This window comes from Salipiger bermudensis, assembly GCF_020171625.1.
Lineage (GTDB): Bacteria > Pseudomonadota > Alphaproteobacteria > Rhodobacterales > Rhodobacteraceae > Salipiger > Salipiger bermudensis_B.
Genome location: NZ_JAIUZY010000020.1, coordinates 23,441 through 48,677 on the forward strand (window position 1 = coordinate 23,441; position 25,237 = coordinate 48,677).

Annotated in this window: 24 protein-coding genes, 1 tRNA gene and 2 pseudogenes; 13 read left to right on the plus strand and 14 right to left on the minus strand. The window is 62.5% G+C overall.

Annotated elements, in window-relative coordinates:
• Nucleotides 1–9: 9 nt before the first annotated feature.
• Genes LCM15_RS21490 through LCM15_RS21500 form a run of 3 tightly spaced genes read right to left on the minus strand, consistent with a single transcriptional unit; the run spans nt 10 to nt 3,350 of the window.
• Nucleotides 10–825 carry an ABC transporter permease gene (locus LCM15_RS21490; protein ID WP_224859872.1) on the minus strand — a complete coding sequence of 272 codons (816 nt, stop codon included), beginning with the start codon at nt 823–825 and terminating at the stop codon, nt 10–12.
• Nucleotides 822–1,766 (minus strand): ABC transporter permease, encoded by a 945-nt coding sequence (locus LCM15_RS21495; RefSeq protein ID WP_224859873.1) that lies wholly within the window; start codon nt 1,764–1,766, stop codon nt 822–824. The genes LCM15_RS21490 and LCM15_RS21495 overlap by 4 nt, the downstream gene beginning before the upstream one ends.
• Nucleotides 1,767–1,799: 33 nt before the next feature.
• Nucleotides 1,800–3,350 (minus strand): ABC transporter substrate-binding protein, encoded by a 1,551-nt coding sequence (locus LCM15_RS21500; protein WP_224859874.1) that lies wholly within the window; start codon nt 3,348–3,350, stop codon nt 1,800–1,802.
• Nucleotides 3,351–3,553: 203 nt separating this feature from the next.
• Here LCM15_RS21500 and LCM15_RS21505 point away from each other — a divergent pair, with 203 nt between their 5' ends.
• Nucleotides 3,554–4,366, plus strand: coding sequence for a carbon-nitrogen hydrolase family protein (locus LCM15_RS21505; RefSeq protein WP_224859875.1), 813 nt, complete (start codon nt 3,554–3,556; stop codon nt 4,364–4,366).
• A 2-nt stretch (nt 4,367–4,368) separates the two neighbouring features.
• Entirely contained in the window at nt 4,369–5,088 is a 720-nt protein-coding gene (locus tag LCM15_RS21510; RefSeq protein ID WP_224859876.1) for an HpcH/HpaI aldolase family protein, read from the plus strand.
• A gap of 552 nt (nt 5,089–5,640) precedes the next feature.
• On the opposite strand, the gene LCM15_RS21515 is transcribed toward LCM15_RS21510, so the two are convergent.
• Nucleotides 5,641–6,048 (minus strand): hypothetical protein, encoded by a 408-nt coding sequence (locus LCM15_RS21515; RefSeq protein WP_224859877.1) that lies wholly within the window; start codon nt 6,046–6,048, stop codon nt 5,641–5,643.
• A 2-nt stretch (nt 6,049–6,050) separates the two neighbouring features.
• The gene (locus LCM15_RS21520; protein ID WP_224859878.1) at nt 6,051–6,416 is read right to left on the minus strand and encodes a hypothetical protein; all 366 of its coding nucleotides are present in this window, start codon (nt 6,414–6,416) and stop codon (nt 6,051–6,053) included.
• 85 nt (nt 6,417–6,501) lie between these two features.
• Between LCM15_RS21520 and LCM15_RS21525 the strand changes: the two genes are divergently transcribed.
• The 4 genes from LCM15_RS21525 (at nt 6,502) to LCM15_RS21540 (ending at nt 9,440) form a co-directional block, all read left to right on the plus strand.
• Nucleotides 6,502–6,681 (plus strand): hypothetical protein, encoded by a 180-nt coding sequence (locus tag LCM15_RS21525; RefSeq protein ID WP_224859879.1) that lies wholly within the window; start codon nt 6,502–6,504, stop codon nt 6,679–6,681.
• A gap of 75 nt (nt 6,682–6,756) precedes the next feature.
• Nucleotides 6,757–6,921: a hypothetical protein gene (locus LCM15_RS21530; RefSeq protein ID WP_224859880.1), complete on the plus strand. Its 165-nt coding sequence runs from the start codon at nt 6,757–6,759 to the stop codon at nt 6,919–6,921.
• A gap of 700 nt (nt 6,922–7,621) precedes the next feature.
• The gene (locus tag LCM15_RS21535) at nt 7,622–8,203 is read left to right on the plus strand and encodes a hypothetical protein (RefSeq protein ID WP_224859881.1); all 582 of its coding nucleotides are present in this window, start codon (nt 7,622–7,624) and stop codon (nt 8,201–8,203) included.
• 1 nt (nt 8,204) lies between these two features.
• Nucleotides 8,205–9,440 carry an MFS transporter gene (locus tag LCM15_RS21540; protein WP_224859882.1) on the plus strand — a complete coding sequence of 412 codons (1,236 nt, stop codon included), beginning with the start codon at nt 8,205–8,207 and terminating at the stop codon, nt 9,438–9,440.
• Nucleotides 9,441–9,858: 418 nt separating this feature from the next.
• On the opposite strand, the gene LCM15_RS21545 is transcribed toward LCM15_RS21540, so the two are convergent.
• Both LCM15_RS21545 and LCM15_RS21550 read right to left on the minus strand, forming a co-directional pair.
• Nucleotides 9,859–10,170: an AzlD family protein gene (locus tag LCM15_RS21545; RefSeq protein WP_224859883.1), complete on the minus strand. Its 312-nt coding sequence runs from the start codon at nt 10,168–10,170 to the stop codon at nt 9,859–9,861.
• On the minus strand, nt 10,163–10,885 hold the full coding sequence (locus tag LCM15_RS21550; protein ID WP_224859884.1) for an AzlC family ABC transporter permease: 723 nt from the start codon (nt 10,883–10,885) through the stop codon (nt 10,163–10,165). Before LCM15_RS21550 ends, LCM15_RS21545 begins: the two co-directional genes overlap by 8 nt.
• A 176-nt stretch (nt 10,886–11,061) precedes the next feature.
• On the opposite strand from LCM15_RS21550, the gene LCM15_RS21555 reads away from it, so the two are divergent.
• Both LCM15_RS21555 and LCM15_RS21560 read left to right on the plus strand, forming a co-directional pair.
• Nucleotides 11,062–11,940 carry a LysR substrate-binding domain-containing protein gene (locus tag LCM15_RS21555; protein ID WP_224859885.1) on the plus strand — a complete coding sequence of 293 codons (879 nt, stop codon included), beginning with the start codon at nt 11,062–11,064 and terminating at the stop codon, nt 11,938–11,940.
• Nucleotides 11,941–12,021: 81 nt separating this feature from the next.
• Entirely contained in the window at nt 12,022–12,603 is a 582-nt protein-coding gene (locus LCM15_RS21560; protein WP_224859886.1) for a hypothetical protein, read from the plus strand.
• Here LCM15_RS21560 and LCM15_RS21565 read toward each other — a convergent pair.
• The 4 genes and pseudogenes from LCM15_RS21565 to LCM15_RS21580 all read right to left on the minus strand — a co-directional run bounded on the left by LCM15_RS21565 (nt 12,598) and on the right by LCM15_RS21580 (nt 15,303).
• Entirely contained in the window at nt 12,598–13,677 is a 1,080-nt protein-coding gene (locus tag LCM15_RS21565) for an IS3 family transposase (protein ID WP_318246074.1), read from the minus strand. The genes LCM15_RS21560 and LCM15_RS21565 overlap by 6 nt on opposite strands.
• Nucleotides 13,605–13,757 (minus strand): annotated as a pseudogene (locus LCM15_RS22870) (transposase); the annotation flags it as partial. The gene LCM15_RS21565 and the pseudogene LCM15_RS22870, both read right to left, overlap by 73 nt.
• A gap of 244 nt (nt 13,758–14,001) precedes the next feature.
• Nucleotides 14,002–14,638 (minus strand): annotated as a pseudogene (locus tag LCM15_RS21575) (CatB-related O-acetyltransferase).
• A 206-nt stretch (nt 14,639–14,844) separates the two neighbouring features.
• A complete protein-coding gene (locus LCM15_RS21580) occupies nt 14,845–15,303 on the minus strand; it encodes a DMT family transporter (RefSeq protein ID WP_224859888.1) in 459 nt (152 codons plus the stop codon).
• A gap of 76 nt (nt 15,304–15,379) precedes the next feature.
• Between LCM15_RS21580 and LCM15_RS21585 the strand changes: the two genes are divergently transcribed.
• Entirely contained in the window at nt 15,380–16,306 is a 927-nt protein-coding gene (locus LCM15_RS21585; RefSeq protein WP_224859889.1) for a LysR substrate-binding domain-containing protein, read from the plus strand.
• A gap of 114 nt (nt 16,307–16,420) precedes the next feature.
• On the opposite strand, the gene LCM15_RS21590 is transcribed toward LCM15_RS21585, so the two are convergent.
• Nucleotides 16,421–18,055 (minus strand): plasmid recombination protein, encoded by a 1,635-nt coding sequence (locus LCM15_RS21590; RefSeq protein WP_224859890.1) that lies wholly within the window; start codon nt 18,053–18,055, stop codon nt 16,421–16,423.
• 359 nt (nt 18,056–18,414) lie between these two features.
• Nucleotides 18,415–18,633 carry a ribbon-helix-helix domain-containing protein gene (locus LCM15_RS21595; protein WP_318246075.1) on the minus strand — a complete coding sequence of 73 codons (219 nt, stop codon included), beginning with the start codon at nt 18,631–18,633 and terminating at the stop codon, nt 18,415–18,417.
• A 74-nt stretch (nt 18,634–18,707) separates the two neighbouring features.
• Between LCM15_RS21595 and LCM15_RS21600 the strand changes: the two genes are divergently transcribed.
• From LCM15_RS21600 to LCM15_RS21615, 4 genes are all read left to right on the plus strand, one after another.
• Nucleotides 18,708–19,250: a hypothetical protein gene (locus LCM15_RS21600; protein ID WP_224859891.1), complete on the plus strand. Its 543-nt coding sequence runs from the start codon at nt 18,708–18,710 to the stop codon at nt 19,248–19,250.
• A 138-nt stretch (nt 19,251–19,388) separates the two neighbouring features.
• Entirely contained in the window at nt 19,389–20,321 is a 933-nt protein-coding gene (locus LCM15_RS21605; protein ID WP_224859892.1) for a GIY-YIG nuclease family protein, read from the plus strand.
• Nucleotides 20,322–20,407: 86 nt separating this feature from the next.
• Nucleotides 20,408–22,594: an AAA family ATPase gene (locus tag LCM15_RS21610; protein ID WP_224859893.1), complete on the plus strand. Its 2,187-nt coding sequence runs from the start codon at nt 20,408–20,410 to the stop codon at nt 22,592–22,594.
• Between the two features lie 766 nt (nt 22,595–23,360).
• The gene (locus tag LCM15_RS21615) at nt 23,361–25,061 is read left to right on the plus strand and encodes a recombinase family protein (protein WP_224859895.1); all 1,701 of its coding nucleotides are present in this window, start codon (nt 23,361–23,363) and stop codon (nt 25,059–25,061) included.
• Here the strand turns inward: LCM15_RS21615 and LCM15_RS21620 are convergent.
• Nucleotides 25,018–25,094: transfer RNA gene (locus LCM15_RS21620), tRNA-Met, on the minus strand. The genes LCM15_RS21615 and LCM15_RS21620 overlap by 44 nt on opposite strands.
• Nucleotides 25,095–25,237: the final 143 nt, after the last annotated feature.

Genomic DNA, 25,237 nt, shown 5'->3' on the forward strand with positions numbered 1-25,237 from the left:
GATCGGTCATCACAGGCCTTTCATGCGCGGATCGAAACGGTCGCGGACGTAGTCCCCGAAGAGGTTGATGCCGAGCAGGGTCAGCGCGATGCAGAGCCCCGGGAAAATCCCCAGCCAGGACGCCTGGGACATGTAGGGGCGTGCGCCGGCCAGCATGTTCCCCCAGGTGGGCGCCGGCGGCGGCACACCCAGACCAAGGAAGGACAGCGCGCTTTCCGTCAGCAGGACCGAGCCGAACATCGACGTCGCGATGACGATCACCGGCGCCAGGCAGTTGGGGATCACGTGGGCCCGCAGGGTATAGCCGACGGGATGGCCCATCAGGCGCGAGGCCTCGATGAACTCCTGCTCCCGCAGGGACATGACCGCGCCGCGCACCACGCGGGTCACGGTGGGCATGTAGGCCAGCCCCAGCGCCAGGATCACGCCCCAGATGTTGGCGCCGAGGATCGACAGCAGCGCCAGCGCCAGCAGGATCGAGGGAAAGGCCAGCAGCGTATCGGTCAGCAGCATGACAGCGCGGTCGATCCAGCCGCGCGCATAGCCCGAAAGCGCGCCCAGCACGATGCCGAAGGTCACCGCGAAACTGACGGTCAGCGCCGAAATGGTGACGGAGGTCCGTGCCGCCGCCATTAGGCGAGACAGCACGTCACGCCCGTATTCGTCGGTGCCCAGCCAGTGCGCCGCACCGGGCGCCTGAAGGCGCGCGCGCAGGTCCAGCGCCAGCGGATCATAGGGCGTCCAGAGCCAGCCAAGCAGGGCGGAGAGAAGGAAGAAGGCGATCAGCAGACCACCGAGATACTTGTTGGTACGGCCAAGGTTCATGTGGTCTTCACCCTCGGATCGAAGAGCGGATAGCAAAGGTCGACGATCAGGTTCACGACGACGTAGGTGAAGGCAACAAACAGCAGGCAGCCCTGCAGCACCGGGTAGTCCCGGCCATAGATCGACTCCACGATCAGCCGGCCCAGGCCCGGGATGGTGAAGACCGTCTCGACAACGGCCACGCCGCCCAGCAGGTTGCCCAGGATCAGCCCCAGCAGGGTCCAAGTCGGCCCGAAGGCATTGCGGAAGACGTGCCGGCGCAGCACCTGCCCCTCGGTCAGGCCCTTGGCGCGGGCGTGGGTCACATAGTCCAGCCGCAGCACGTCGAGCGTCGAGGCCCGCGACATCCGCACCAGGATCCCGCATTCATGCAGCACCAGGGCGGCGACCGGCATCACTAGGTAGAGCGCCCCTGCCCCAAAGTCGTCGAAGGGCGAGACATAGCCCAGCACCGGCAACCAGCCGAGGTTCAGGCCGAAGAGCAGCAGCAACATCAGCCCCATCCAGAAGGTCGGGATCGACATCAGCGCCGTGGCGCCCACGACCACGCCCAGGTCGAAGGCCGAGTTCTGCCGCCAGGCCGCCAGCATGCCGAGCGGCACCGCCAGCACTGTCGCTAGCGCGACTGCCACCAGCACCAGCTGCGCGGTGATGGCAAAGCGTTGCAGCACCAGCGGCAGCACCGCCTCACCGGTGGTGATGGAGCGGCCCAGGTCGCCCTGGAACGCCCCTTGCAGCCACATCAGGAACTGGACCGCGATCGGGCGGTCCAGCCCCAGCTCATGGCTCATGGCCGCGTAAGCCGCATCGTCGACATTGTCGCCGAGCATCAGGCTTACGGGATCCCCGGGGATCAGCCGGATCAGCGTGAACACCGCCAGCGATACGAGGAAAAGGGTGGGTATCGCGGAGACGAGCCGCGACAGTACAAATCTGGTCATTTTGGTCCCCGAAGGTCCTGTCGGATCGGTCAGTTACTTCTCGACGCTGACGCCCCAGAGGCGCGCAAAGCCGTTCCAGGTGCTGTAGCCCTGCACGTAGTCGGCGTTCACCGAAACGGTCAGGTTGTTGGCCAGCATCACGAAGGGCATCTGTTCGAGGTAAAGTTCATGCAGCTCGTCGAAGAGCGCCTGGCGCGCCTCGCCGTCGGGGGTCTGGAGCGTCTCGTCTACCAGCTCGATGGCGCGGGGGTCGTCCCAGATGGAGCTGCCGCGGTCCTCCTTGCTGTCGACGACGGCGCTGTAGGCCAGAACAGGGTCGGCTCGGTTGGAGTAGTTGAAGGCCGACATCTGGAAGCTGCCGGAGCGGAAGCGATCCAGCTGGGTGGCCCATTCCAGAACCTCGATCCGGGCGTTGATGCCGGCCATCTGCAGCATCGCCTGGGCCAGCACCGCAACGTTTTCGTTGATCGGGTTGCGGCGGTTGGTCTGGATCACCAGCTCCTGCCCGTCATAGCCCGCGGCCTCCAGCATCGCGGGCACCTCGCCCGGGGCATAGCCCACGCCCCGGTCATGCACCGCGCTGTGGTAGAGAGAGCTGATCGGCACCAGCGAGGCATTGGGCGTGCCCAGTCCGTTGGTCGCCACATCCACCAGCTGCGCGACGTCCAGCGCCTTGGCCACGGCCATGCGCATCTCGGTCGAAGACAGCACCGGATCCTCGGTCTGCATCAGCAGGGTGATCATGCCGCCGTGGGGAGCGGATTTCACCACGAAACCGTCTTCTTCCTGCAGCTCGGCCGACTCAGCGGTCGAGAGGTAGGGCACCACGTCCAGGTCACCGCTGCGCAGCGCCGCCACGGCGGTGGCGCGGTCAGGGGTGACCACAAGGTTGACCGTCTCGACGAGGGCCTCCTTGTGACCGGCGAACCCGTCGATCTCACCCGCCAGCGGCTGGTAGTCAGAGAACTTCTCCAGCGTGACGTTCTGGCCGCGCCGCCAGTCAGCAAAGACGAAGGGCCCGGTGCCGATGGGGTGATCCCAAGTGCCATCCTCGGCGAAGCTGTCGGGGTGCGTGACTCCCATGCCGCCGCACTGGGACTGCGCGGCGTATTTCAGAAACATCGCGTCGGGTTCTGCCAGGGTGATTACCACGGTCTGCGCATTAGGCGCCTCGATCCCGGTGACCGCTGAACCGCGGCTGCCGTCGAAGAAACCGGTGCAGTTGAAGTCGGGCGCCGCCAGCATGGCCTCCCAGCTTTGCTTCACCAGGTCGGCGGTGACTGGCGCGCCGTTGTGGAACACCCGTCCTTCCCGCAAAGCGAAGGTGTAGGTCGTACCATCCTCGGACACCGTCCAGCTTTTGGCCAGCATGGGCACGATATCCCCCCGCTCACCCACGGCGAACAGACCTTCGGCCACGTTCAGCGCCACCATGTCCGACAGCGCATCGCGGTTCACGCCGGGACGGGAACTACGGATGTCCGAAGACAGCTGCACGTTCAGGGTCTGCGCTGTGGCCCCGCCTGCGGCCAGAGCTGCCATGATGCCAAGGGCCGAAGCGCCGATGCGGTTTCCAAGTCTCATTCTGTCACTCCCTGTCAGGATGTCTCTACATTGTTTTTTGTCTTCCCATAATACAACATGGGAATCGACCTCGGGGTCAAACGAAAAGTTTCCAACGCTTTTCAGAGCCTTGGCCAAAACGGACCGTCGGTCCCCCATGGGCGGTAACCCCGGGGCATAGCAGGAAACAGGGGCGAAGGCCCCGCTCAGAGACAAGGATTCCCATGAAGATCGCGATGCTTCAGATGAACTCGCGGGACAACAAGCTGCGCAATCTCGACACCATCGAGGCGCTGTTCCGCACCCATATCACCCCAGGCGAGGTCGACCTGGTGGTAGCCCCCGAATATGCCACCTTCCTCGGCGGCAGCAGGGAGGCCCAATGGGCCGCAGCCGAGATCCTACCCGACGGCGAGGCCTACCGCGCGCTGCAGTCCCTGGCGCGCAGCTATCGCACTACCTTCCACGCCGGTTCGATGCTGGAGGCTGCGGGTGGGCGCTATTACAACACGAGCGTCACCTTTGGTCCCGACGGGACCGAGATCGCGCGTTACCGCAAGATCCACCTCTTCGACGTGGAGACCCCCTCGGGCCACGTGTTCAGCGAATCCGACGTCATCGACCGCGGCGACACCGTCACCAGCTACAGCCTGGCTGGCCGCCGCGCGGGCTCTGCCATCTGCTATGACCTGCGCTTCGCCGAGCTGTTCTTGGCCCACATGCGCGCCGGCTGTGACCTGATCGTCCTGCCCGCAGCCTTCAACATGGAGACCGGCAAGGACCACTGGGAATGCATGTTGCGCACCCGCGCGATCGAAACGCAGTGCTACGTGATTGCCCCGGCACAGGTAGGTGCTCACGCGGAACCGGCGGGCGAACGCGCCTGCTACGGCAACTCCATGGTGATCGACCCATGGGGCGCCGTCATCGCCCGGGCTTCGGCCCAGCCCGGCGTCACCTTTGCCGAACTGGACTTTGACTATCTTGATCGGGTGCGCAGCACCCTGCCTTCCAATACCCACCATGTGATGGCCTGATTATGAACAGCTTTGCCTTCTGGATGAGCACCCCGAACCTAGACCTGCTGGAAATGGCCGCCGATGCCGGCTTCCGCCGCGTGGTGCTGGATATCGAACACAACGGCTTCGACGCCGACCGGCGCGAAGCGCTGGTGGTCGCAGCCCGCGCTCTGGGACTGGCGGTCTGCGCCAAGATCGAGGCGCCGGAGCCGGTCTGGGTGCAGCGCGTCGTGGACCTTGGCGTCGACGCGGTGATCCTGCCCCACGTGGGCCGGCTGGCGGAGGCGGAGGCGGCACTGGCCACGTGCAAGTTCCCGCCCCTTGGCACCCGCAGCTACGCCGCTGGCCGCTCGGCCCGGTTCCAAGCGCCCGATCCCGACTACTTCGCCCGACAGAACCGCGAGGTTCTCTGCCTGCCGATGATCGAGACGGCCGAGGCCTTCGACGACGCCGAAGCGCTGCTCGCCAGTCCGCTGGTCGACGGGATCTTCGTCGGCCCCTTCGACCTGGCGCTGACCCGTGGCCGCGCGACTTATGGGTTCGGCGATGATGACCGGGCCGACATCGCCCGGCTCGCGGGGCTGGCACAGGCCGCCGGCAAGCCCTGGTGGATGCCGACGTGGCGGCCCGCGGAACAGGCCTTCGCTCGCAATCACGCTGCATCTGTGCGTGTCGTCGCCGCGGAGCACCAGCTCTTGTCGCTGGGGCTCAAGCAAGTGCTGCAAACCTTGGAAGACTGACAAAAAGGTGGCGCAGGCAAGCTTCCTGCCTGCACGCTACCAACCTCACAAGTGGGCTTTTTTCTCCTATTAGCCGCGCACGAAAACGACGGTCCCCTCACCGGTCAGGAGGATTTTGCCCAGATTTTCAGGGTACCCCCGGGGGGTAAGGCTCGTCAGCGAGTGCGTCCTCGTACCACGCAACGAAAGTTCACTCTCAGCCTACCCACGGCATTCATAATCCCCGCGATATGACGCTAGACACTGGCACAAAGGGCGGTGAGCCGACATTCGCTGCGGCGAAGATCCGTTCACCCACAAAAGGTGGAAGCCGACATTCGGAGTGGACCAAGGTCGAGGCTTGTTCTGTATCGCCGTACGGCTGCACCGAACCCAAACTACCGAATGTCGCATTGCACACCAAAGTCCGCTCTTCGGTCATCGAGCAAAAACCAGACAAAATCAGCACCTAGCCGGAGCGGATTGATTTTGAGGGATGTGTCATTCGAATCGAAACCCAGCATACTCTTGCTGAGAAACACTAAAGACTGTCTGTGCCAGCTGAGACGAACGTCACTGGATTGACAGGTCGAGCCTGAACCCGGTCGTCGCGCCGCTGTCGGCATCGTTGCCCATCTGGTAGACGCGGATCGTGTATGTGCCGTGTTCGGGAAGATCAACCGTGGCGGTGTTGCCGTCCATCGAGCCATTGTAGATTGCGACGCCTTCGCTGCCCGGGGGCAGGACGTTGAAGTAGATCGTGCCGTTCCCGTTCGAGTCGATGACGGTCAACTCCGCAAACAACTCTTGGCCGGCACGCGCCCCCAGGCGATAATCCATATAATCATCGCCGATGATCGTGCCACTGACATTGGTTCCAAAGTTACCCGGTTCAAACCGGACATCGGCCGACATTTGGGCCAAGGCCGGGCTCCCGGTGGCCAACGCCACCATCAGACCGAAGACAAGATGAGCGTGCATGGTCAATTCTCTCCGTCCATCATGAAATCAAGAGCATATCCGTTCTGCCAAGCATAGCTCGCGCCACCTTGGTTCGACAGGATTTCGCCATCCGCAAGTACAAAGGTGTCAGCTCCGATCAGTACCCCGGAGCCTGCAGCGCTGTCGATGACAAGCTGCCACGAAGCCCCCGAACCATCGGCCGTTCCGCTGAGATCAGTCAGGGCATCGTCAGAGATGGTCCCCTCGCAGGCCCCGTTTGCATAGATCTTGCCAAGGTAGCTGAGCACACACGTGCCCGTCACCGATTCATCGTCGCTGACTTGTGCTGCAATGGCCGTTGCCGATAGCGAAAACGCGGCTGCAAAACTGAAAATTTGTCTACCCATGGATGATCCTCTCATATAACCTCAATTTAGACATGAAAAAGCTTAGCTGACATTCGTGACTTCGCAAGGTTCACAGGAAAAGCACATGCACATTGATCTTATCCATGCGGTTATCGCTGCGGTGCTGATCCTTGGAACGCTGCTCGTGCTACGAAAAATGAAAATCACAACAGCAGAGGGCAATAGATCGTTCGACTGGCGCGTGTTTGTCGCGGTCTTCGCGGTCATGTTCGTGTTCAACATGCTCTGGCCCGCCGGGCCATGACCGGCTGCGCTCGGCGAGCAACTCCCCATTGCAGTCGCTGACTAGTATTTAAGTTACCCAACAAAGGACTTCACCATGACCCGGATACTTACCGCAACATTCTTGCTGGCCCTTCTGGCGGCCTGCGTCGAAGACGACAATTTCGTCACCGAGAACGACATCTCCGAGGCAAATATCAACACCGAGTGCCCGGTCGATGTCTCCGAAGCCGACCGCGCGAATTACCCTGCTTGCCAGTAAGTTGAGGTCTACAGTGGTGGCAAAGTCCCGTGCGGTCGCTGTAGTTCGAACCCTGCCAGCGCGCGTGCGTCGAGGCAAGAGGCTGTTGGTAGGTGAAATGACCGCTCTGAAGTACTCGCCCATTGAGATACAATGATGCCACTTGGAAAGGACCAGAGAATGGCTGAGGAGCGTGATAAACTCGAGGCCAACGTCCCGGAGCTGCGACAGATGGAAGTGCTGCAAGGCTAGGGTCTTCGACTTTTTCGTGTCGGTGTGCCAATTGTCTTTTGCAGGTTAAATCCGGGAAAACCCTACAATGTTGCCGTCACGGACCGAGCAGCGGAACGACTGACCATCGGCCAGAACGGTATAGGTCTGCGTACCAAAAATATCTGTCCAGATCGCCTGAGACGAGGTGTCGTCAAAGGACACGCTCAGCAAGGCCGCCCCGCGCTCACGGCAGGAGAAGGCGGATGGATCGGAAAGGCCGCATCGAACTCGGCCTCGGTACACGCCACCAAAGCTGTCGAAAGGGCTGTCAAAACTGCAAAACGCATGACTTCGCTCCAGTTTTATAAAATCTAGCCGAGCGAGCGGCCATCAAGCAAAAGCGGTTATGTATCAAACCTGTGAAAACTGCTCGTGGTCGATAGCATTGATGGCAAGGCCACCGTGAAAATGGCCGCCCGAGCTGCAATTTTTAGGCAACTTTCTCGATATGCATCTTCCTTTCTCAATCCAGCACCCAACGCATCGTGAAAGCCTTTGGCGCTTTCTGCTGCTGCTTGCCATCCTGATAGCCTATTTCGGCTACTTGAGCTGGAAGTTCGACGCGACCACCGGCGCATGGCTGGCAGCACTCTCTTGGAGTTTCTTTGTCCTCTGCACGCCCGTTGCGGATGGGGGATTCATCATCGCTTTCCCGCTGCGGATGCTTTTCGGGGTGCGGATGCTCTGGACGCAAGTGGGCGTCTGGGGCATGGCCGTTGCCTTAAATCTCATCGTACTCTCGCTCGTTCCGGAGGCCTACGACGACAGCGTTCTCACCCGGCTACTCAAGACGCTTCTGACAGTGCCATGGCCCAACTGGTCGATGCTCGCGCTGTCGGCCATCGGAACCGGTCTTTCCATCTGGTTTGGAGACGAAATGATCGACGTAACCGCGCACCGCGACCGCCAGAAGCATCACAGCCATGGTTTCCAATTTAAGATCATCGCGGCGATCTCGCTCGGAGTGCTCACCATCATCGCCTACTATAACCTGCTTGAGGAGCTGGGTGTCCAGGTTCCTGGTACCTGACATGGCTCCTGCGTCCTTATCGAACGACAACGCCACCGCCCGGCCCGGCGCATGGATCGCGTTTTGCGTCTTAGCGCTCTTCTTCCTGTTCGAGTTCGTCGCGCGGATCGAGCCGTCCCTCGCCGCCGATGACATCGCGGCGTGGTTCGGCCTTGGCAGCGGCGGCTTCGGCACGCTGTCGAGCGTCTTCTTCTGGATCTATGCGCCAATGCAGCTTGTCGTCGGGCTCGTTCTCGACCGCTACGGGCCACGGCGTTTCGTCGTGCCAGCGATCCTGACCCTTTCGGCCGGGGTGGCGCTCTTTGCGTTTACATCCAGTCCGCTCCTTGCCGCGGTCGGCCGGTTCCTGACCGGACTGGGCGCGTCCTTCGGCTTCGTCGGCGGTCTCTATATCGTCAATCACTGGTTCGCGCCGTCCCGATTTGCGGTCCTGTCAGGGGCGGTCAATGCCATCGGTATGCTGGGCACTGCTATCGGGGCCGTGGCCCTGACCGGCATGATAGAACAGGCCGGGTGGCGCCCTGTCTTCTTCGGAACGGCCGCAGCCGGGACGGCGCTGTTCGTCGTGGCTTTGTTCACTTTGCGCGACCCGAAAGACCTGGCTGCGGAAACGCAGCCGCTTCTCGCGCCGCTTCGCCTAGTTGCCCGCGAGGGGCGCATCTGGTGGATCGCCATCCTGGGCGCGCTCTACTACATGCCGGTCAATGTCTTCGGCGGCCTCTGGGGTAAGGCAGAGCTGACGGCCGACCACGGGCTCACAGCGGTGAACGCGGAGACCGCAATTTCCATGATCTTCTGGGGGATGGCGTTCGGCTCAGTCGCGGCCGGCTGGGTCTCAGATCGCATCGGCCATCGAAAATGGATCATTGTGTCGAACGCGGCCTTGGCAGCAGCGTTCTACAGCGCGGCGATCTACTCGGACAGCACCTCCGTGCTCTTTTTCTCGGCCATGCTGTTTATGGGCGGTTTGTTCGGGGGCGCGCAGATGCTTACCTTCGCAGCCGCCAAGGAAGGTCACTCAAAACATATCAGCGGCACGGTCGTCGCGTTCGTCAACATGATCGGCATAGGCGGTGCGCTCATTTTTCAGCCGCTTGTTGGTTTGTTGATCGATATGAGCGGCGACGCATTCGCGACAGCCCTGCTCACCATCCCGGCCTGCCTGCTGGTGAGCGCGGCCATGGGGCTGGCGATGAAAGAGGTGCGGCATGAGGACCACGCCGATGCGCAGTCATGAGATTTTTTGATGAAGAGTAGAAAAAGTAGCCGTTGGCGCATCCGCAGCGAAAGCCCGCTTGGTACGCCCTGCCGACCTTCATCATCTGAAAATGCTGCGCGAAGGACGAATGGCCGGTGTGGTGAAGCTGCACAGCGGCATTCGGCCAGGGACGGAACGGCAGGTCTGGGCCGTAAGCAACACGCAGCGCCGCCAATCTGGCCATGCGTCCCGGCGAGCCGCCGCAGGTCTGCTACGAGCCCAATTTTCTAAATGCGACAGAGTGTACGAAGGCTGGCTTTGACAGATCGGGCTGGGAATGTAGCATCATGTGCGATCTGGGTTTAGACTGCGTGGCCGGTGGTTCACTATAGAGGCTATCGTAACAGTAGTTCGGTTCTACTCGGGCGCTCCGATATGGCGCACCCAGCTGGCACTCTTATATCGCTATGATCGCCGTCCAGCCTGCCGCCAGAACCATTCCCGCGATCATGGCCCAGACCGCACTCTGCGTCGCCAGCATCACGACGCCCGCTAGGCCGACTGCCACTGCTTCTCGCGTGCCGCCCTGGGCCACGATGGAAGCGACGAGGGCCGCGAGGACCGAGACCGAAACCCCTTCGAGAAACCGCTCGACCCGCGGGGACGCCCCGATGCGGGCCATAGCCAAAGGCCCGGCTAGCCGGGTCGCCAGCGTCACGGCGACCAAGAGGCTGATCGCGACCCAAGTGCTGCTGACGGGGTCACCCATGACGCACCACCGCGACGGCGCCGCCTACAAGCGCTCCGGCGATCACATTCCAGCCCACGGGAAGAACAGTCAGTGTGCCGACCGACGCCACGACTGCCGCTCCAACGGGAATCAGCGCGCCGATCCGATCCGTTTGACCCGCGGTCATGCCAACGACAACCGCAGCGAAGAAGCAAGCCATCACCACATCGATGCCGTAGGTCGCGGGCTCTCCGATAACCGCGCCCCCGAGGGTGCCGAGCGCGGTGCCCGCCACCCAAGTCAGCCAGACGATGAAACCTCCACCAACGAGAATGCCCAGATCGCGCTCCCCCTGCCGGAGCGCGGGCTGCGTGTCGGCAAAGTTCGCGTCAGTGAGCAGCACGACCGATAGGAGCCGACGTCCGGGGGAAAGGCGGTTCACCCAAGGGGACAGCGCGGCTCCCATCACAACATGGCGCGCGTTGATCGCAAGCGCCACAAGGGTGAATGATGCGAAGGCAATGGGTCCCGGCCAGAAGTCCAGGGCGGCGAACTGCGCCGCGCCCGAGAAGGCGAGCGCACTCATGGCGATGGCCTGTGCGGGCGTTAGCCCCGCTTTCGAGGCAGCAACACCGAAGGCAATACCAAAGGGTACTATTAAGATGGATACCGGAAGCAGGCGTCTGAACCCTCGCTGCAATCCTGCGACGGTGAGGACAGGCCTGGGTAAATCGGCTTTGGTACAGGTATCCATATCTTTAGAGCGGGCCGTATACGGTTGCCAAGCGTGACGTGCCTGTTGCCACGAACATGCTCTGGGCAAGAGTTCTCATCATCTCGATCACCTCCGAGAGGAAAATAGGATAGCTTTCTCGATTTCTGAAATGAATAGGTTTGCTAAGGGTGATGAGCATAGCGTATCATCTAGCCATGAAGCGCGACCTCGAAATCGACCTCCTGCGGTCCTTTGTGGCCGTAGCGGCCCATCTCAATTTCACGCACGCAGCGCACGCGGTCGGTCGCTCCCAGTCGGCGGTGAGCCTTCAAGTGAAGCGGCTCGAAGAGATCGTCGGAAGGAGCCTTTTCGACCGAAGCCGTCAATCTGTAGCGGTCACACATGCGGGCGAAACCCTGCTGGTTTATGCCAATCGCATCCTCGCTGCGAACGACGCCGCGCTCTCACACATCCAGCGGCCCGAAGCGGCGGGGCTGGTTAAGATTGGAGCACCAGACGACTACGCCACGTTCCTGTTGCCGCCGATCCTCGCTGCCATCAGCAAAGATTATCCTAGGCTACAGCTGGAAGTCACGTGCGACAATGCCGGCGATCTGCTCCTTCAGCTTGACAGACGAGCCCTCGATGTCGTCGTCGCAACCCACCCGACGAATGCCGTCGCTGGCGAGATCGCCCGATACGAACCGATTCACTGGGTCGCTGCGCCGGACTATCTGGACGACCCGGCGGCACCGCTGTCGCTGGTGCTGTTTCCAACGGGATGTGTCTGCCGCGACATTGCCCTTGACGCCTTGCGGCGCATCGACCGACCTTGGCGCGTGGCCTATTCCACCCGCAGTATAGGGCTGGTGGAGAAAGCCATTCTCGAAAACGCCAGTGTGTCGGTGATGGAGGTTTCAACCATCCCCGCCAGACTTAAGATCATCGACGGAAGGGAGGGGTTCCCCTCACTGCCCGATGTGGCGATTTCGGTTCATCGACCGACAAAGAGCGAGGCGCATGTCTCTCTCGTCGCCGACTACCTTTTGTCGAAGCTCGCAGGCACCGTATCGAGAGATATTGTCGGGCAATGAAATTGACGATCCGACGACGCGGCTTCCATCCGTGATCTATTGCCTTTCAAAGCAGTCCCTTCGAGAACACAGCATTTATCGATGTATGTGATCGAGGAACGGATTGCCTTGCCAAATTTCATTTCTATACCCCACGCTGCTGAACGTTTAGCGAAAGCCAATCGCGTCCTCGTGATTGGCTGTTCGGGTGCTGGCAAGAGCACCTTGTCGCTCAGGATCGCCGAACAATACGGACTTGAGTATCAATCCTATGACAGAGACGTGCGCTGGCTTCCCGGTTGGCAGGTTCGGAACCGCGCCGAGCAGCGCGCTCGCGTTTTGTCTCTCGTCAGTCGCGAGCGATGGGTGATGGACGGCAACACCCCGTCAACACTCAACATTCGCCTGCCACGGACTGACTTGGTGGTGTGGCTCCGTGTACCACGCCGGATATGTCTTATGGGTGTCGCTCACCGCGTCTATTCAAACTACGGATCGGTGCGCTTCGACATGGCTACAGGCTGTCCAGAGCAATTGCCCGACCGAGAGTTTCTTTCATACATCTGGACGTTCGAGAAAAAGGTCTCGCCTCGCATCATCGCAGAGTTGGATCGCCATGGCCCAAGCGTTCCTGTCGTAATTCTGCCAGAGCTGACCTGCCCCCTGCGGGTCCCTCATTCATAACGAGGGTCTGCTGGTTGGACTTTGGTATTCGTGCGCCTCGTCGGACGCAAGCGCGGCGGGCGCGGAGCCCTCAAATTGCTCAAGCGCTCGGCGCGCTTGTTGCGGGGTCTGGTTGCCCAGCGAAGAGTGCGGTCTGACCGCGTTGTAGTCGTAGCGCCACAGGGCCAGCTTCCGCCGCGCATCGCCCAGACTGTCGAAGAGTTCCTCGTTCAGCAGCTCGTCTCGCAGGCTGCCATTGAAGCTTTCGATGAACGCATTCTGCTGGGGCTTACCCGGATCGATGTAGTGCCACGGCACCTCGTTCTCGTCGGCCCATTTCAAGATGGCACGACTGGTGAACTCGGTTCCATTGTCGCTGACAATGCAGCCGGGCATGCCGTAGACCCTGATCAGGGCGCTCAGTTCCCGAGCAACCCGTGCGCCGGAGAGGCTGGTGTCTGCGACAAGGCACAGGCATTCCCGGGTGCAGTCGTCGATCACCGCCAGAATCCGGAACTTCCGCGAGGCGCCGAACCTGTCGGACACGAAGTCCAAGGACCAGCGCGCGTTGACGCATGCCGCTGAAGGCATCGGCGTCCTTGTTCCGCGCGCGCGCTTCCGGCCACGTCGTCGCTTCACTGACAGTCCCTCTTCCCGGTAAATCCGGTAAAGTTTCTTGTGGTTCATGATCATGCCCTTGCGTTCCAGCAGGACGCCAATCCGGCGATAGCCGAACCGACGTCGCTTGCCGGCGATCTCCTGCATCTCCTTGCGGATCTCGGCACAGTCCGGCCGGCGTTCTCGCCGGACTGTCTTTGGATCGACACCAACCAACTTGCAGGCTCTGCGCTGCGAGATGTCATGATCCCGCATCACCCGGAGCGCCGCGTCTCGCCGCTTCGTCAATGTCGTCAGCTCTTTCCCAGCAAGTCTTTCAGCACGACGTTGTCGAGCATGGTATCGGCCAGCAGGCGTTTGAGCTTGGCGTTCTCGTCTTCGAGCGCCTTCAGCCTGGCCGCCTCGGACACTTCCATCCCGCCATACTTGGCCTTCAGCTTGTAAAATGTCGCCGTGCTCAGACCGTGTCTGCGGCACACCTCCGCAGTCGGCATGCCGGCCTCTTGCTCTTTGATCATCCCAATAATCTGTGCCTCGGTGAAACGGCTCTTTCGCATGTGTCTGCTCCTTCAGAGTTGGCGCAGACTCTACATCACGGTGAGGGATTTCGCGGGGGGCAGGTCATGACTTGCTTAGTAGGCAGCCCCTCCCGCCGCAGCGTGACATGTCCACAGAGTCCTTGGTCCATCGCCAGGCACAACGACCCGCCCGACTGCATGGCACGCCACTTCATCGCAATCTCGCTTCGAGCCCCATGCCGCCAAGACGCTGCCCGAATGACACGAGGTGCGTCCACGACCTTCAGTCGACGCGGATCTCCCGCAACCAATGCTCGTGGAGCGCCTTGATATCGTCGCTAGTCAGCAGCCGCATCGCGAGGCGCAGTTGAAGCTCGGTCCAGTCCCACCACCGCAGCTCGAGCAGGAGCGCGATCTGCGCGTCCTCGAAGCGCCTGCGGATGACGCACGCGGGGTTGCCGGCCACGATGGCGTAGGGCGGAACGTCGCGCGTCACCACGGCCCGCGTACCGATCACCGCGCCGTCGCCGACGATGGCCCCGGGCATGATGATCGCCTCGGAGCCGATCCAGACATCGTTGCCGATCACCGTGTCGCCCGCGGGCCGATACCCGTTCTGCGCTCCCTCAAAAGCCGGAATTTCAGACATCCAGTAGAACGGAAAGGTGCTGATCCAATCGGCCCTGTGGCCTTGATTGCCAGCCATGATGAAGGCCCCCCCCGAGCCGATGGAGCAGAAGCTGCCAATGAAAAGGCGGTCGGCTCCGTCCTCGGCCACGAGGTAGCGGGCGAAATCGTCAAAGCTGTGGCCGTGATAATAGCCCGAATAGTAGCTGAAGCGACCGACCGTGATGTTGGGATTGGTGACCTGCTGATCGAGCGTCACCCCGCGAAACGCGGCTTTCGAAGTGGTTTTCCATGAGATGGTCTCTGAAGGCATGTGACATAGGCGCAGACGCGCGAACCCGGCGCAGTCGCCTGTGGCGATGCGAGACAGCCCCGGGACACAACCCGGGACCGAATTCAGGATGTTCGGTCTACTGACTTCATATGTGCTCCTCCGGGGCACCGAGACAGGTGCCCGCCCTGTATCCCGGATCGCGGAGCGGACGTAAAGCACCGGCGTTCACCGCGACAGCACGGACCACTGGACGATGATCGCGCCCAGGAGGACCATCGCTGTCCCGGCCAGCCGCGTCGCATCCACCGGCCGTTCGGGCAGCCCGACGCCGCCCGTCCAGTCGATCAGCAGCGCCCCCATCACCTGCCCCGCGATCACGGCGATCATGAAACTGGCCGCCCCCAGCTTCGGCATCAGCAGGATCGCGGCGGTCACGTAGATCACCCCGGCAATCCCCCCGATCCAGATCCATTTCGGTTGCCCCGTCAGGCCGCCAAGTGTCGGCAGCGGAACGCGCAAGATCATCAGGACGGGCAGGATGCACAGCGCACTGACCGCAAGCGACGCAAGCGTTGCCCAGAGCGGATGGCCAAGCGCGCGCCCCAGGGCCGCATTGGCACCCCCCTGAAAAGGCACTGCGGCTCCGGCGAGGGCAGCGATGATGAAGAGGGGAAGTAACGGCATGACACGCTCCCTTACGATGTCCCTCTCGTGTGACCCAATGCAAAGCGCATTTGAAATTCGACTTGGACACAGCAATATGCAGCGCATGAATAATCTGCGTGCCATCGACCTCAACCTTCTCGTCGTGCTCGACGCGCTTCTGGCCGAGCGACATCTGTCGCGCGCGGCCGAGCGACTGAACATGAGCCAGCCCGCGGTCAGCCATGCGCTTGCACGCCTGCGGATCCTGCTGGATGATCCCCTGTTTCACCGCCGCAGACGCGAGATGGAGCCGACATTGCGGGCACTGGAGCTGTCGACACCACTGGCCGAGGCGCTGTCGCAGATCCGCACCGTGCTGGCGCCCGAGGGCTTCGACCCGACCGAACGCCATGTCTTCCGCCTTGCCATGTCTGACTATGGCACTGCACTCCTGCTTCCAGACCTCATGCAGCGCCTGCGCGCGGAGGCGCCGAGCATTGACCTCGTGGTCACGCAGAAAAGCCGCGAAGGGATGATCGGCGCGGTGGTCGACGGCGAGATCGACATGGCCTTTGGGGTCTTTCCCGATCTGCCCTCACGCTGCGTGGCAGAGACCCTGTTCGAAGACGAATATGCCTGTCTTCTCGATCCCCTAGCCCAGCCGCAGCCCTATCACGGCCTGACCGAAGCACGCTACCGGGCAGCGCCCCATATCCTTACGGCGGTCCATGGCGAGGCGGCGACGGAGCTCGACCTCCACCTTCGATCGCATCACAAGCATCGGCACGTCGCCTTGGTTCTGCCTCACTGGAACGTGGCGCCGCATGTCGTTCGCGGCACCGACCTGATCCTGACGGTCGCACGCCGGTGTCTGGATACTGTCGGCCCCGACCTCATGATCGCCGCTCCGCCCATCGCGTTGCCCGCGATTCCCTTCGCCGCGATCTCCGCCAGACGTCGGCGCACCGATCCTGCGCTGCGCTGGCTGATCGGGCAGGTTCGGCAGGTGAGCGGGGCGCGGCCTGAGCCTCGATCGGAATAGAAGCGGCACCAACGAGAGAGCCTCAGGGTCACCGGGCGTTCGGCGACAGACACAGAAAGGCGGCAGGGCTGGCACGCATGCGAGCGAAGCTGCCCATGCCGTACACCTCGGCACTCAAAGCGTCGGCCTCGCCTCTCCTGCCCTGCGCACCAGGACGTCCTCGATCGTCATGTTGGGCTCCAACCCCAGCTCCACACGCGCCTGCTGGATGATTTCGACATCCTGGACCACGGCCAGTTCGCGTGAAGCGAACAGCGCCTCCAGGATCTGGCAGATGAGCTCGATGATCAGTTCAAGCAGCGACTTAGCCGGAGCCAAGCGGTCGTCGACAATTTTGGGCAAGGGCGTGGGTTTCCGGCCGGCCTGCACCCAGACGAGCTGCCGCGGCTCATCAGGGCGCAGTGATTCCCAGCCGATCTGATGGCTCTCGAACAACCGCAAGCCCAACGCCAGCGCCTGGTACCGCGCTTTCGCCGCCTCGACCCGAGCGCCTTCAGCCTGCACCTGCGCGCGCAGCACCGTGACCTGTGTCCGCTCCGCCTCTGCCTCGCTGGAAAGCTCGACGACCTCCTGCTTCATCTCGCGCACACGCGTGCGTAGGCTGTCGAACTCTGCCTTCTTCTCCGCGATTACCGACAGCGCCTTGATGTGTATCTCGCCTTGTTTCTTCACCAGCCTGTCAATCTGCACCTGCTGGGCGGAGACTTCGCTCCGCGTTTCCACCAATGCGCTCTGCGTTTCCACCAGCGCGCTTTGTGCCTCGGCGATCTGGCGTTGCACGGCCCTTTCGGCCTTCTGCATCACGGCGTTCCTACGGCGCGCGTCCTTTATCGCGCGCTTGCGACATTTACGAACCATCTTCTCGGCTTCCGGGCGCGCGCCCGCTGTCACCGCCCCGGCAGCCGCCCTTGCATCTTCAAGCATCCGGTTCGCCGTGGCGTTCCCCTTGACGATCTGCTCGGTGCGCCACTGCGAAGGCGGCACATGGCGGCGTGGCGGCGGAACGACCTCCTGTTTGCGCCGTGCCTCCCTGCGCGCTTCGGCCCGCCGCTCACCGCGGCAGATTCCGAGATCGGTGAAGGCCATCCCCGCAAGATCCTGTGCATGCTCGTAGTTCGCGAGCAGCGGGTTGGCCGAGGGCTGCAGCACCATCTGGCGCCCGCGGTTGACACTGTGCTTCTCGTCCCAGACCGCGACTACGAAATGAAGGTGGTAGGCCTCCTCGTCTGCGTGTGCGACAACATACAACAGTTGGTCACCCGGGAAGTGCTCTTTCAGAAACTCGAGCGCGCGCTGCCGAAAGGCCTCAACCTTTTTCACATCCCACTCCAGCCGACCGACACCCCCGAAGAAGGATTTGTGAACGGTCAGGATGCCTTCGCGCATGGGCCCCTCCTTGCTTGGCCGCCAGGGATCGGAAGGCCCCTCCAGACGAATTCGCTTCGCCTCCTTGATCCGGTGTTTCGCAAGCTGTGCGCGGATCTCTTCGCGGTGGTTGGCATGGCGAACAAGGTGAATGCGCTGCTTCACCTTTTCATGCCAATCCGGGCGTCCATGCAGAACGTGATTTTCCCGTGTGGCCGCGAGATCGACATGCGAGAGATCGCCGCCGCTCCTGCCGTCATGCAAGACGAACCTATGCATCAGGTCAGGCGCCATTCCCTTGAAGCGCAGCACGATGGGGTAAGCCGCGGTGACCTGCTCTCCGGAGGACGGAACGGGCTTGGCAATCTCTGTATTTGCGGGCATTCTGAACCTCGATGATCTCTTGACCTCTCGAGTCTCCGGGATCCCAGCGAAAATCCCGACACAAAATTATACGGATTTTCAACGAACTTACTCACTAGGTATATTGCAGCCCCGGGGCGCCCCCGCATCTTCAACATACCCGTTCGCGAGGGGGATACCCCCTTCGATCCCCTCCTCGTCAGTTTGTTCTCGGCCTGCGCCTCGACAAACACCCTGCGGCCAGCAGCCTGCTGGACCCGGGTTATCCGGGCTAGAATCTCATATCGCTTTTCGGTTTTCGCTCAGGAGACCTAGTGCCGTGAACCCTGATCTCGGCTCGGAAATCCGGTAGACCTGCTCTGTGTCCCTACCCTGACCGACTACTGCTTCGCAGCATCATCGGTCATGGAGAGCCACTGCACCAGCGCCCTTCTGATCATCTCGGGGCGAGTTGGTACATCCGCCTCTCGGCGCCGCCGGTCATCGATCGCTTCTATCATTTCTCGAGGCAGTCGGAGCGTGAGAGCTTCGGTATCTTTCTTCGGAGGCGCCATTAATCTTACCATTTTGACGTTGACATCATAATGGCATGATCCCATATTGAACGGGCAAAGGCAAGAGATCCTACCCTCTCGCCCTGCCCTGACCCTGTACGATCATCTGGAGATCATCCATGGCTACTCTCATCTCTACCACGCTCCCCAACGTGACGGAAGCATCGCGCGACCTGTTTTCGCACAGCACTATCTCGCGCCGGTTCACGCAGTTGAACATCGCGCTCTCGAAGTACATCGAGTTCGAACGGGATCTGGAGGCGGCTGACTGCTTCGACTTGGCGTTCGAGGCTTGGACCGCCGATGCCGAGATGGCGCGGAAAGACGTGTTGCACGCGACGGACGCAATCACCGCGTCACCGCTCGAGCGTCTTGAGGACCGGCCTCTGAAGCGTTCGGCCCTGCTCACGCGGGCGCTGATCGTGAGCGACAACGAGGTCGAGTTCACCGCGCTCCATCGCTTGCTCGACAGCTATGCGCCGCTCTTCGCCTGCTGCGTTTCCGGCGCCGTGGGGGCACGCGTGCAGCAGATGCTGGAGACCTGCCACTCCCACCTCGACGCCATTGCCGATCTTGGCGAATTCAATGACCCGGTCGCGGCCCGGGCAGAGCCGACCACAGATGCTGAGCCGGATGCGCTGATCGCGACCTGCGCGATCTGATCCCCACTTCCAGTAGCTAACAGCCCGGCGCGCGCCCCGCGCCGGACGGATTCCCCGTGTCCATTCACAGATGACGCGTGCGCCCACCGCGCCCTCACGGGCAGCGGGCTGGCGACCCCGCATCCGGAGGTTTCTCCCATGCCCCATCAGACCCCATCTTTTCCACACTCCTGGGCCAAGCCACCCGTCAGCGTCTTGCCGATCCATGACAACTGGCAGGTCGCCGCCCACGCAAATGGTTTCGAGATCATGCAACGCTGCGCAGACCCCGCCTATGTCGAACTGAAGTGCCAGACCTGTGAGCGCACGCACGAGAAGCGCCATAGCGTCATTCTTGGTAGCACTCCGATCTGCCCCCATTGCGTCGAGCATCGCTGGCGCGAGGATGCCACCGCTGCTGGTGTCAAATGGCTTGGCCGCGACCCGCAGCACCGCAAGCGTGGGCTGTATCGTGCGCGCTGCGGCCATGTCGTTGCGCGTCAGTTCGAGCTTATCAAGAGGATCGTTGCAGGCAACTGCGCGCTCCGCTGCGAGACCTGCCAACGCTTCACAGAGGAAGCCGAAGCGCGCACCGCCGGCTGGGAGCTGGTCGGTCCGTCGCCAGACCGTGGCTCGAGCTATCGCCGCTATCGACACCGCTGCGGACACCAGCAAGACGTCGCGCGCGCCAACATGCAAACCGAACGGGTCTGCTGCGGCGGATGCGGTGTCAGCTGGGCGACAGCGCCTAGCTTCATCTATTGCATGCGCTTCATCCTGCCGTGCGGCACCCAAGCCGTCAAACTCGGCTTCTCGCGCAATCCGAGGAGCAGACTGTTTCATCAACTGATGTGTGGTCCTGACATCCACGGCACACTCCTCGACCAGGTCGCGATCCCGACAGGCCGCAAGGCGCAGCGCATCGAGAAGAGACTCCACCGGTGCCTTGAGGAGCAGCATCCGCATGCGATCCTGCCCTATTCGATCTATCAGGATCATCTTCGCGTCCGCTCCGAGATCTATCACGCCCGCCTCGAGCCAAAGATTCTGCTGTTGCTGGACGATCTGGCCCTGTCCTCGCGCGCGACCTGATTCCGCCCTCTTCCCTCACCTTCCCCTTCTCACGGAAAGAACCGGCGTCAGCCGGCCCCCTTCCCCTTGTCATGGAGCACCGCGACATGCCGACGCCCACAAGCGCCCATTGGGCCCCCTTTGCCCGAACGATCCTGCGCCGCCTCCGCACGGCGGAGGCCGACGACCGCTACGATCTCGACCTCGCAACAGAGGGCGACCGGATCGATCCGGCCGAGAGGCCGACCAACCAGAGCGCGGTCGCGCTCTTCGACGAGCTGGAGCACAGCCAGCGGCACGATTCCCGCGATCTTGAAGCGATGCGCGCGGCAGGCGTCGACGGCTGGACGCTTGACGAGACCGGCGCCGATACGCCCAAACCGTTCATCGAGCCGGGCAAGATCCTGACCGCGCTGCAGCTCGCGGCCACCTTCTGCACGGAGCCCGCATTCCTCGACACCCTCCATCGTCGCAAGGTCACGGTGATCGATGGCATCGATCCGCAGCAGCTCGCGGGTGCCGCAACCTCGATCGGTAGACTGCTTCTACCCGAAGGCTGGGCGGCGCAGATGCGCGCCCCGCGCGCAGCTCGCAGCGGGATCCTGCAACTGCTCCGGCCCGTCGACCCCACGAGCCGCATGGTGCCCGAGCAAGCCTACATCAAGCTTGAGGCCGAGATCCTGGCGGCGCTGGCCCTGCCGCATCCACTCATGATCCTGCTTCCCGCAGGCGCCCGGCTGCCTGCGCGGTTGAGTCGGGTCCTGCCACCCGCGATCCGCTTCGCCTCTCTGGACCGCGAGATGCTGCTTTGTCTTTTCGCACAGACCCACTCCTCCACTGGCAAAATCGACCGCCAGCATATCCGTCCGCTCCTGCCGAGCGACGCGGCCTTGGCAGATCTCGACCCGCTCAGCCTGTTCGCAGCCCTGCGGCAGCCCAATGCCACGGCGGCGGCACGAGCGCTGGCAAGGTTTCAGATGCCCGACGCCACCGGCTCAGGCGACATGACGCTTGAGGAGAGCGGCGGCGACAGTCCCGCGCATCAGGCCGCGCGGGATCTCGTGGCGGACCTGACCGCATGGCGCCGCGGCGAAGCGCAGTGGAGCGAGATCAATTCTTCCCTTCTTCTCCACGGCGAACCCGGGACCGGTAAGTCCATGCTGGCTCGCGCTATTGCCGCCTCGGCTGGCGTCCCGCACGTCGAAGGCTCATTCGGATCGTGGCAAGCTGCTGGCCACCTTGGCGACATGCTACGCGAGATGCGCCGGACTTTCGCTGCAGCAGCAGCGAAGCGGCCCGCCGTCTTGTTTATCGATGAGGTAGACGCAGCCGGATCGCGCGACAGTCACGACACGCACTCCGCTAATTATCGTCGGCAGGTCATCAACCAGTTTCTCCAAGAGATCGATGCGCTCCGGCGCAGCGAGGGCGTGTTGTTGATCGGTGCAACGAACCACCGCGGAGCTCTGGATCCGGCCATTCTCAGGCCCGGCCGGTTTGACCTGCACCATAGTCTGGGGCGTCCGACGCAGGCCCAGATCCTGCAGATCCTGCGGCGTGCCCTGCCTGAGGCGACGGAACCGGATCTTGCAAGGCTCACACGCACTTTCTCTGGCGAGACGCCAGCCACAATCGATGCGACTCTCCGCGCGGCGATGGCACAGGCGCGGCGGTCAGGCCAGCGCCTGAGCATCCCAACGCTGATCGCAGCGCGTCCGGCGGCACCCGAAGGCTATGATCGCCGGATCGCGATCCATGAGAGTGGACATGCCATCGTCGCGACCCTGCTTGGCGCGGGACCGGTCCGCCGGATGCAGATCTCGCGAGACGGCGGATCCACGTCCCGCGGCTCCGCAATTCACCAGGGCACTCCGCTCGAGGTCGAGAACGAGCTGACTATCATCTTGGCCGCGCGCGCGGCCGAGCGCCTGTGCCTCGGCGCGATCAGCGCGGGCGCCGGCGGCAGTGTCGAAAGCGATCTGGCCCAGGCCTCCGCCCTCCAGTTGCAGTTTGACCGTGAGTTCGGGCTCGGCGTCAACGGCAACGCCTGGATCGGACCACCTGACCTGAAGCAGCTCTCTCCCGAGGACTGTAATCGCCTTCGCATCAAACTCGACCAGTTCGAGCGCCGCGCCCGCGCCTTGCTCGCCCCGCATCGCGATCTGCTCGAGACGTTGGCCGCACATCTCGTCGAGCACCGCGAACTTCAGGAGGCCGACCTTCGTCCTTGGCTCTCGGGACTGCAGCCGGTGGACCTCGCAGATACAGACCTGAACGGAGGTCCCTCCGAGTAGGAGCACGGACATGGAAGTGCGTCCCCCTGACGCGCTTCCATGTTCCAGAAGCGATCACGTCGCCCGGAGCCCCGTTTTGCCATAAACGAATTTGCAAAACTGCGGCGATGGCGCGGAGCGCGCCCTCGGTTTGCACAAAGGATATTCGCAAACTTCGCCTCGTGCGGCCATCATCGCCCACGGACATGCGCAATGGCAGGGGCACCGAGGTCCAGTTGGCACAAAACCAAATCGCAAACATCTGGCAAAGGTCGCCCCATCCTGCATCAAAGCCGCCCGTGCCTGCCGCAATATGGAGAACTCCCTTCAGGTAATATTTTGACCAACCGAGCCCGCATGTTGCCGGGGCGTCTCGTCGCGCCAACGCGCTGCCCCCGCATGTCTCGCCCCTGAGTTTTCCACATAATCCCGACCAAACGCCCCTCGGCCCCTTCTCTTGGCAGGCGACCCTGCCCGTGCGGCCACGATATGATGATGACAGCAGCAGCCGGGGCATGTCCCGGACAGATCATCACCAATTTGCACCTCCCGCAGCACTTACGGGCGGGGGATCGGGAGAACTCGGCCAGTGGCACGGGAGCGGACAAGACACGCGAATCCAGAGGAGACGCCGCCCGCGGCGGCGCCCCTGGACCATGCGTCGGCTCGTCCCGTCGTTTGCCAACCGCCAGAGCCGTTCCATCCCGCGCTGCGCCATCTCGTCCGTCTGCTCGCACAGCAGGCCGTGCGCGAGGAGATCGCCGCTTCCGATCCGAAGGAGTGATGCATGACACCAAATGCGCCCACCCGCGTGGCGATCTACGCGCGCTACTCCAGTGACCTGCAATCCGCCGCGTCGATCACGGATCAGGTCCGCGTGTGCCGGTCCCTCTGCGCCGATCGCGGCTGGCGGGTGGTCGAGGTCTTCACCGATGAAGCCATGAGTGGCGCCTCGCACCTGCGGCCTGGCTTCCAGACGATGCAGCAGGCAGCGATGAACGGCCAGTTCGACATCATCGTCGCAGAGGCACTTGACCGTCTGTCGCGCGATCAAGAACATATTGCAGCTCTGCACAAGCGCATGAGCTTCCTCGATGTGTCGGTCGTGACCAAGGCCGAGGGCGAGATCAACGAGATGCACATCGGCCTCGGCGGCACGATGTCGGCCCTCTTTCTCAAGCAACTCGCCCAGAAGACACATCGCGGTCTGGAAGGCCGCGTCCGTAATGGGAAGTCGGCGGGCGGCATCAGCTATGGCTATCGCGCGGTGAGAGCACTTCGCACCGACGGCACGGTGACCACGGGAGAACGCGAGATCGTCGAGAACGAGGCCGCCACTGTTCGTCGCATCTTTGAGGGCTATGCCGCCGGCCTGTCTGCCCGCGCGCTCGCCGCTGCGCTGAATGCGGAAGGCATCTGCAGCCCCGCAAACGGCAAAAATGCCGACACCTGGGGCCCATCCACTATCTCGGGCAACTGGAAACGCGGAACCGGGATCCTCAACAACGAGGCCTATATCGGTCTCCTGGTCTGGAACCGGCAGCGGTTCGTCAAGGATCCCGCGACCGGCAAGCGGCAGGCGAGGCTGAACCCGCCAGAGAAGTGGGTGATCCGGGAGGTCGAGCATCTCCGGATCATCGACGACGATCTTTGGCAACGGGTGAAGGAGAGGCAGGGAGCGATCCGCGAGGAGATGAACCCCGCAGGGGTACAAGACGGTGGACTTCGTCCCGAGCGGGCACGCCGCCCGACCTACCTGCTCTCAGGACTGATCAAATGCGGATGCTGCGGGGCAACCTACACACTCATCAACAAGACCCGGTATGGGTGCTCGGCGGTACGCAACAAGGGAACGGCCATCTGCACCAACCGAGCCACCATCCGCCGCGACGCCGTCGAAGAGCGGGTCCTGGCCGGTCTTCGGGAACGCCTGCTCCACCCTGCCCTCCTCGACACCTTCATCGAGGAATACCGCACGGCCTGGAACGCGGCACAAGCCGACACGCAGGCAGCGCGCGCAAAGGCCAAGCGGGAACTCGCCCAGGTCGAGAAGAAGATCGACGGTCTCCTCTTGGCCGTCGAGGACGGCATGTATCACTCCTCGATGAAGGAGAAGTTGGCGGGGCTCGAGGATCGAAAGCGGAGCCTCGCAACCCTGGTTGCGGCGGCCCCAGAGCCGGCCGTCCTGCGGATGCACCCGAGCCTCGGCGATCTCTATCGCCAGAAGATCGGCGACCTGGTCGACGCCCTTTCAGACCCAGCAGTTCGGGTCCAGGCTGCCGAGGCGATGCGCAGTCTGATTTCCGAGATCCGGATGGTGCCAGCAGCGGACGCGCCCGATGGGCACAGGATCGAACTCAGCGGTGATCTGGCGGGTATTCTGGCGTTGGGGAATGCGGATACGACCAAGCCCCCGCTTATGGCGAGGGCTTGGTCGGAAACGATGGTTGCGGGAGTAGGATTTGAACCTACGACCTTCAGGTTATGAGCCTGACGAGCTACCGGGCTGCTCCATCCCGCGGCGATTTTGCCCTGATTGTTATGTTGATCAGGGTGGGATCGTTTAGAGAGATACGGTTGTGGTCTTTTCTAGGTTTGGCGGTGACCTACTCTCCCACGTCTTGAGACGCAGTACCATTGGCGCGACGGCACTTAACGACCGGG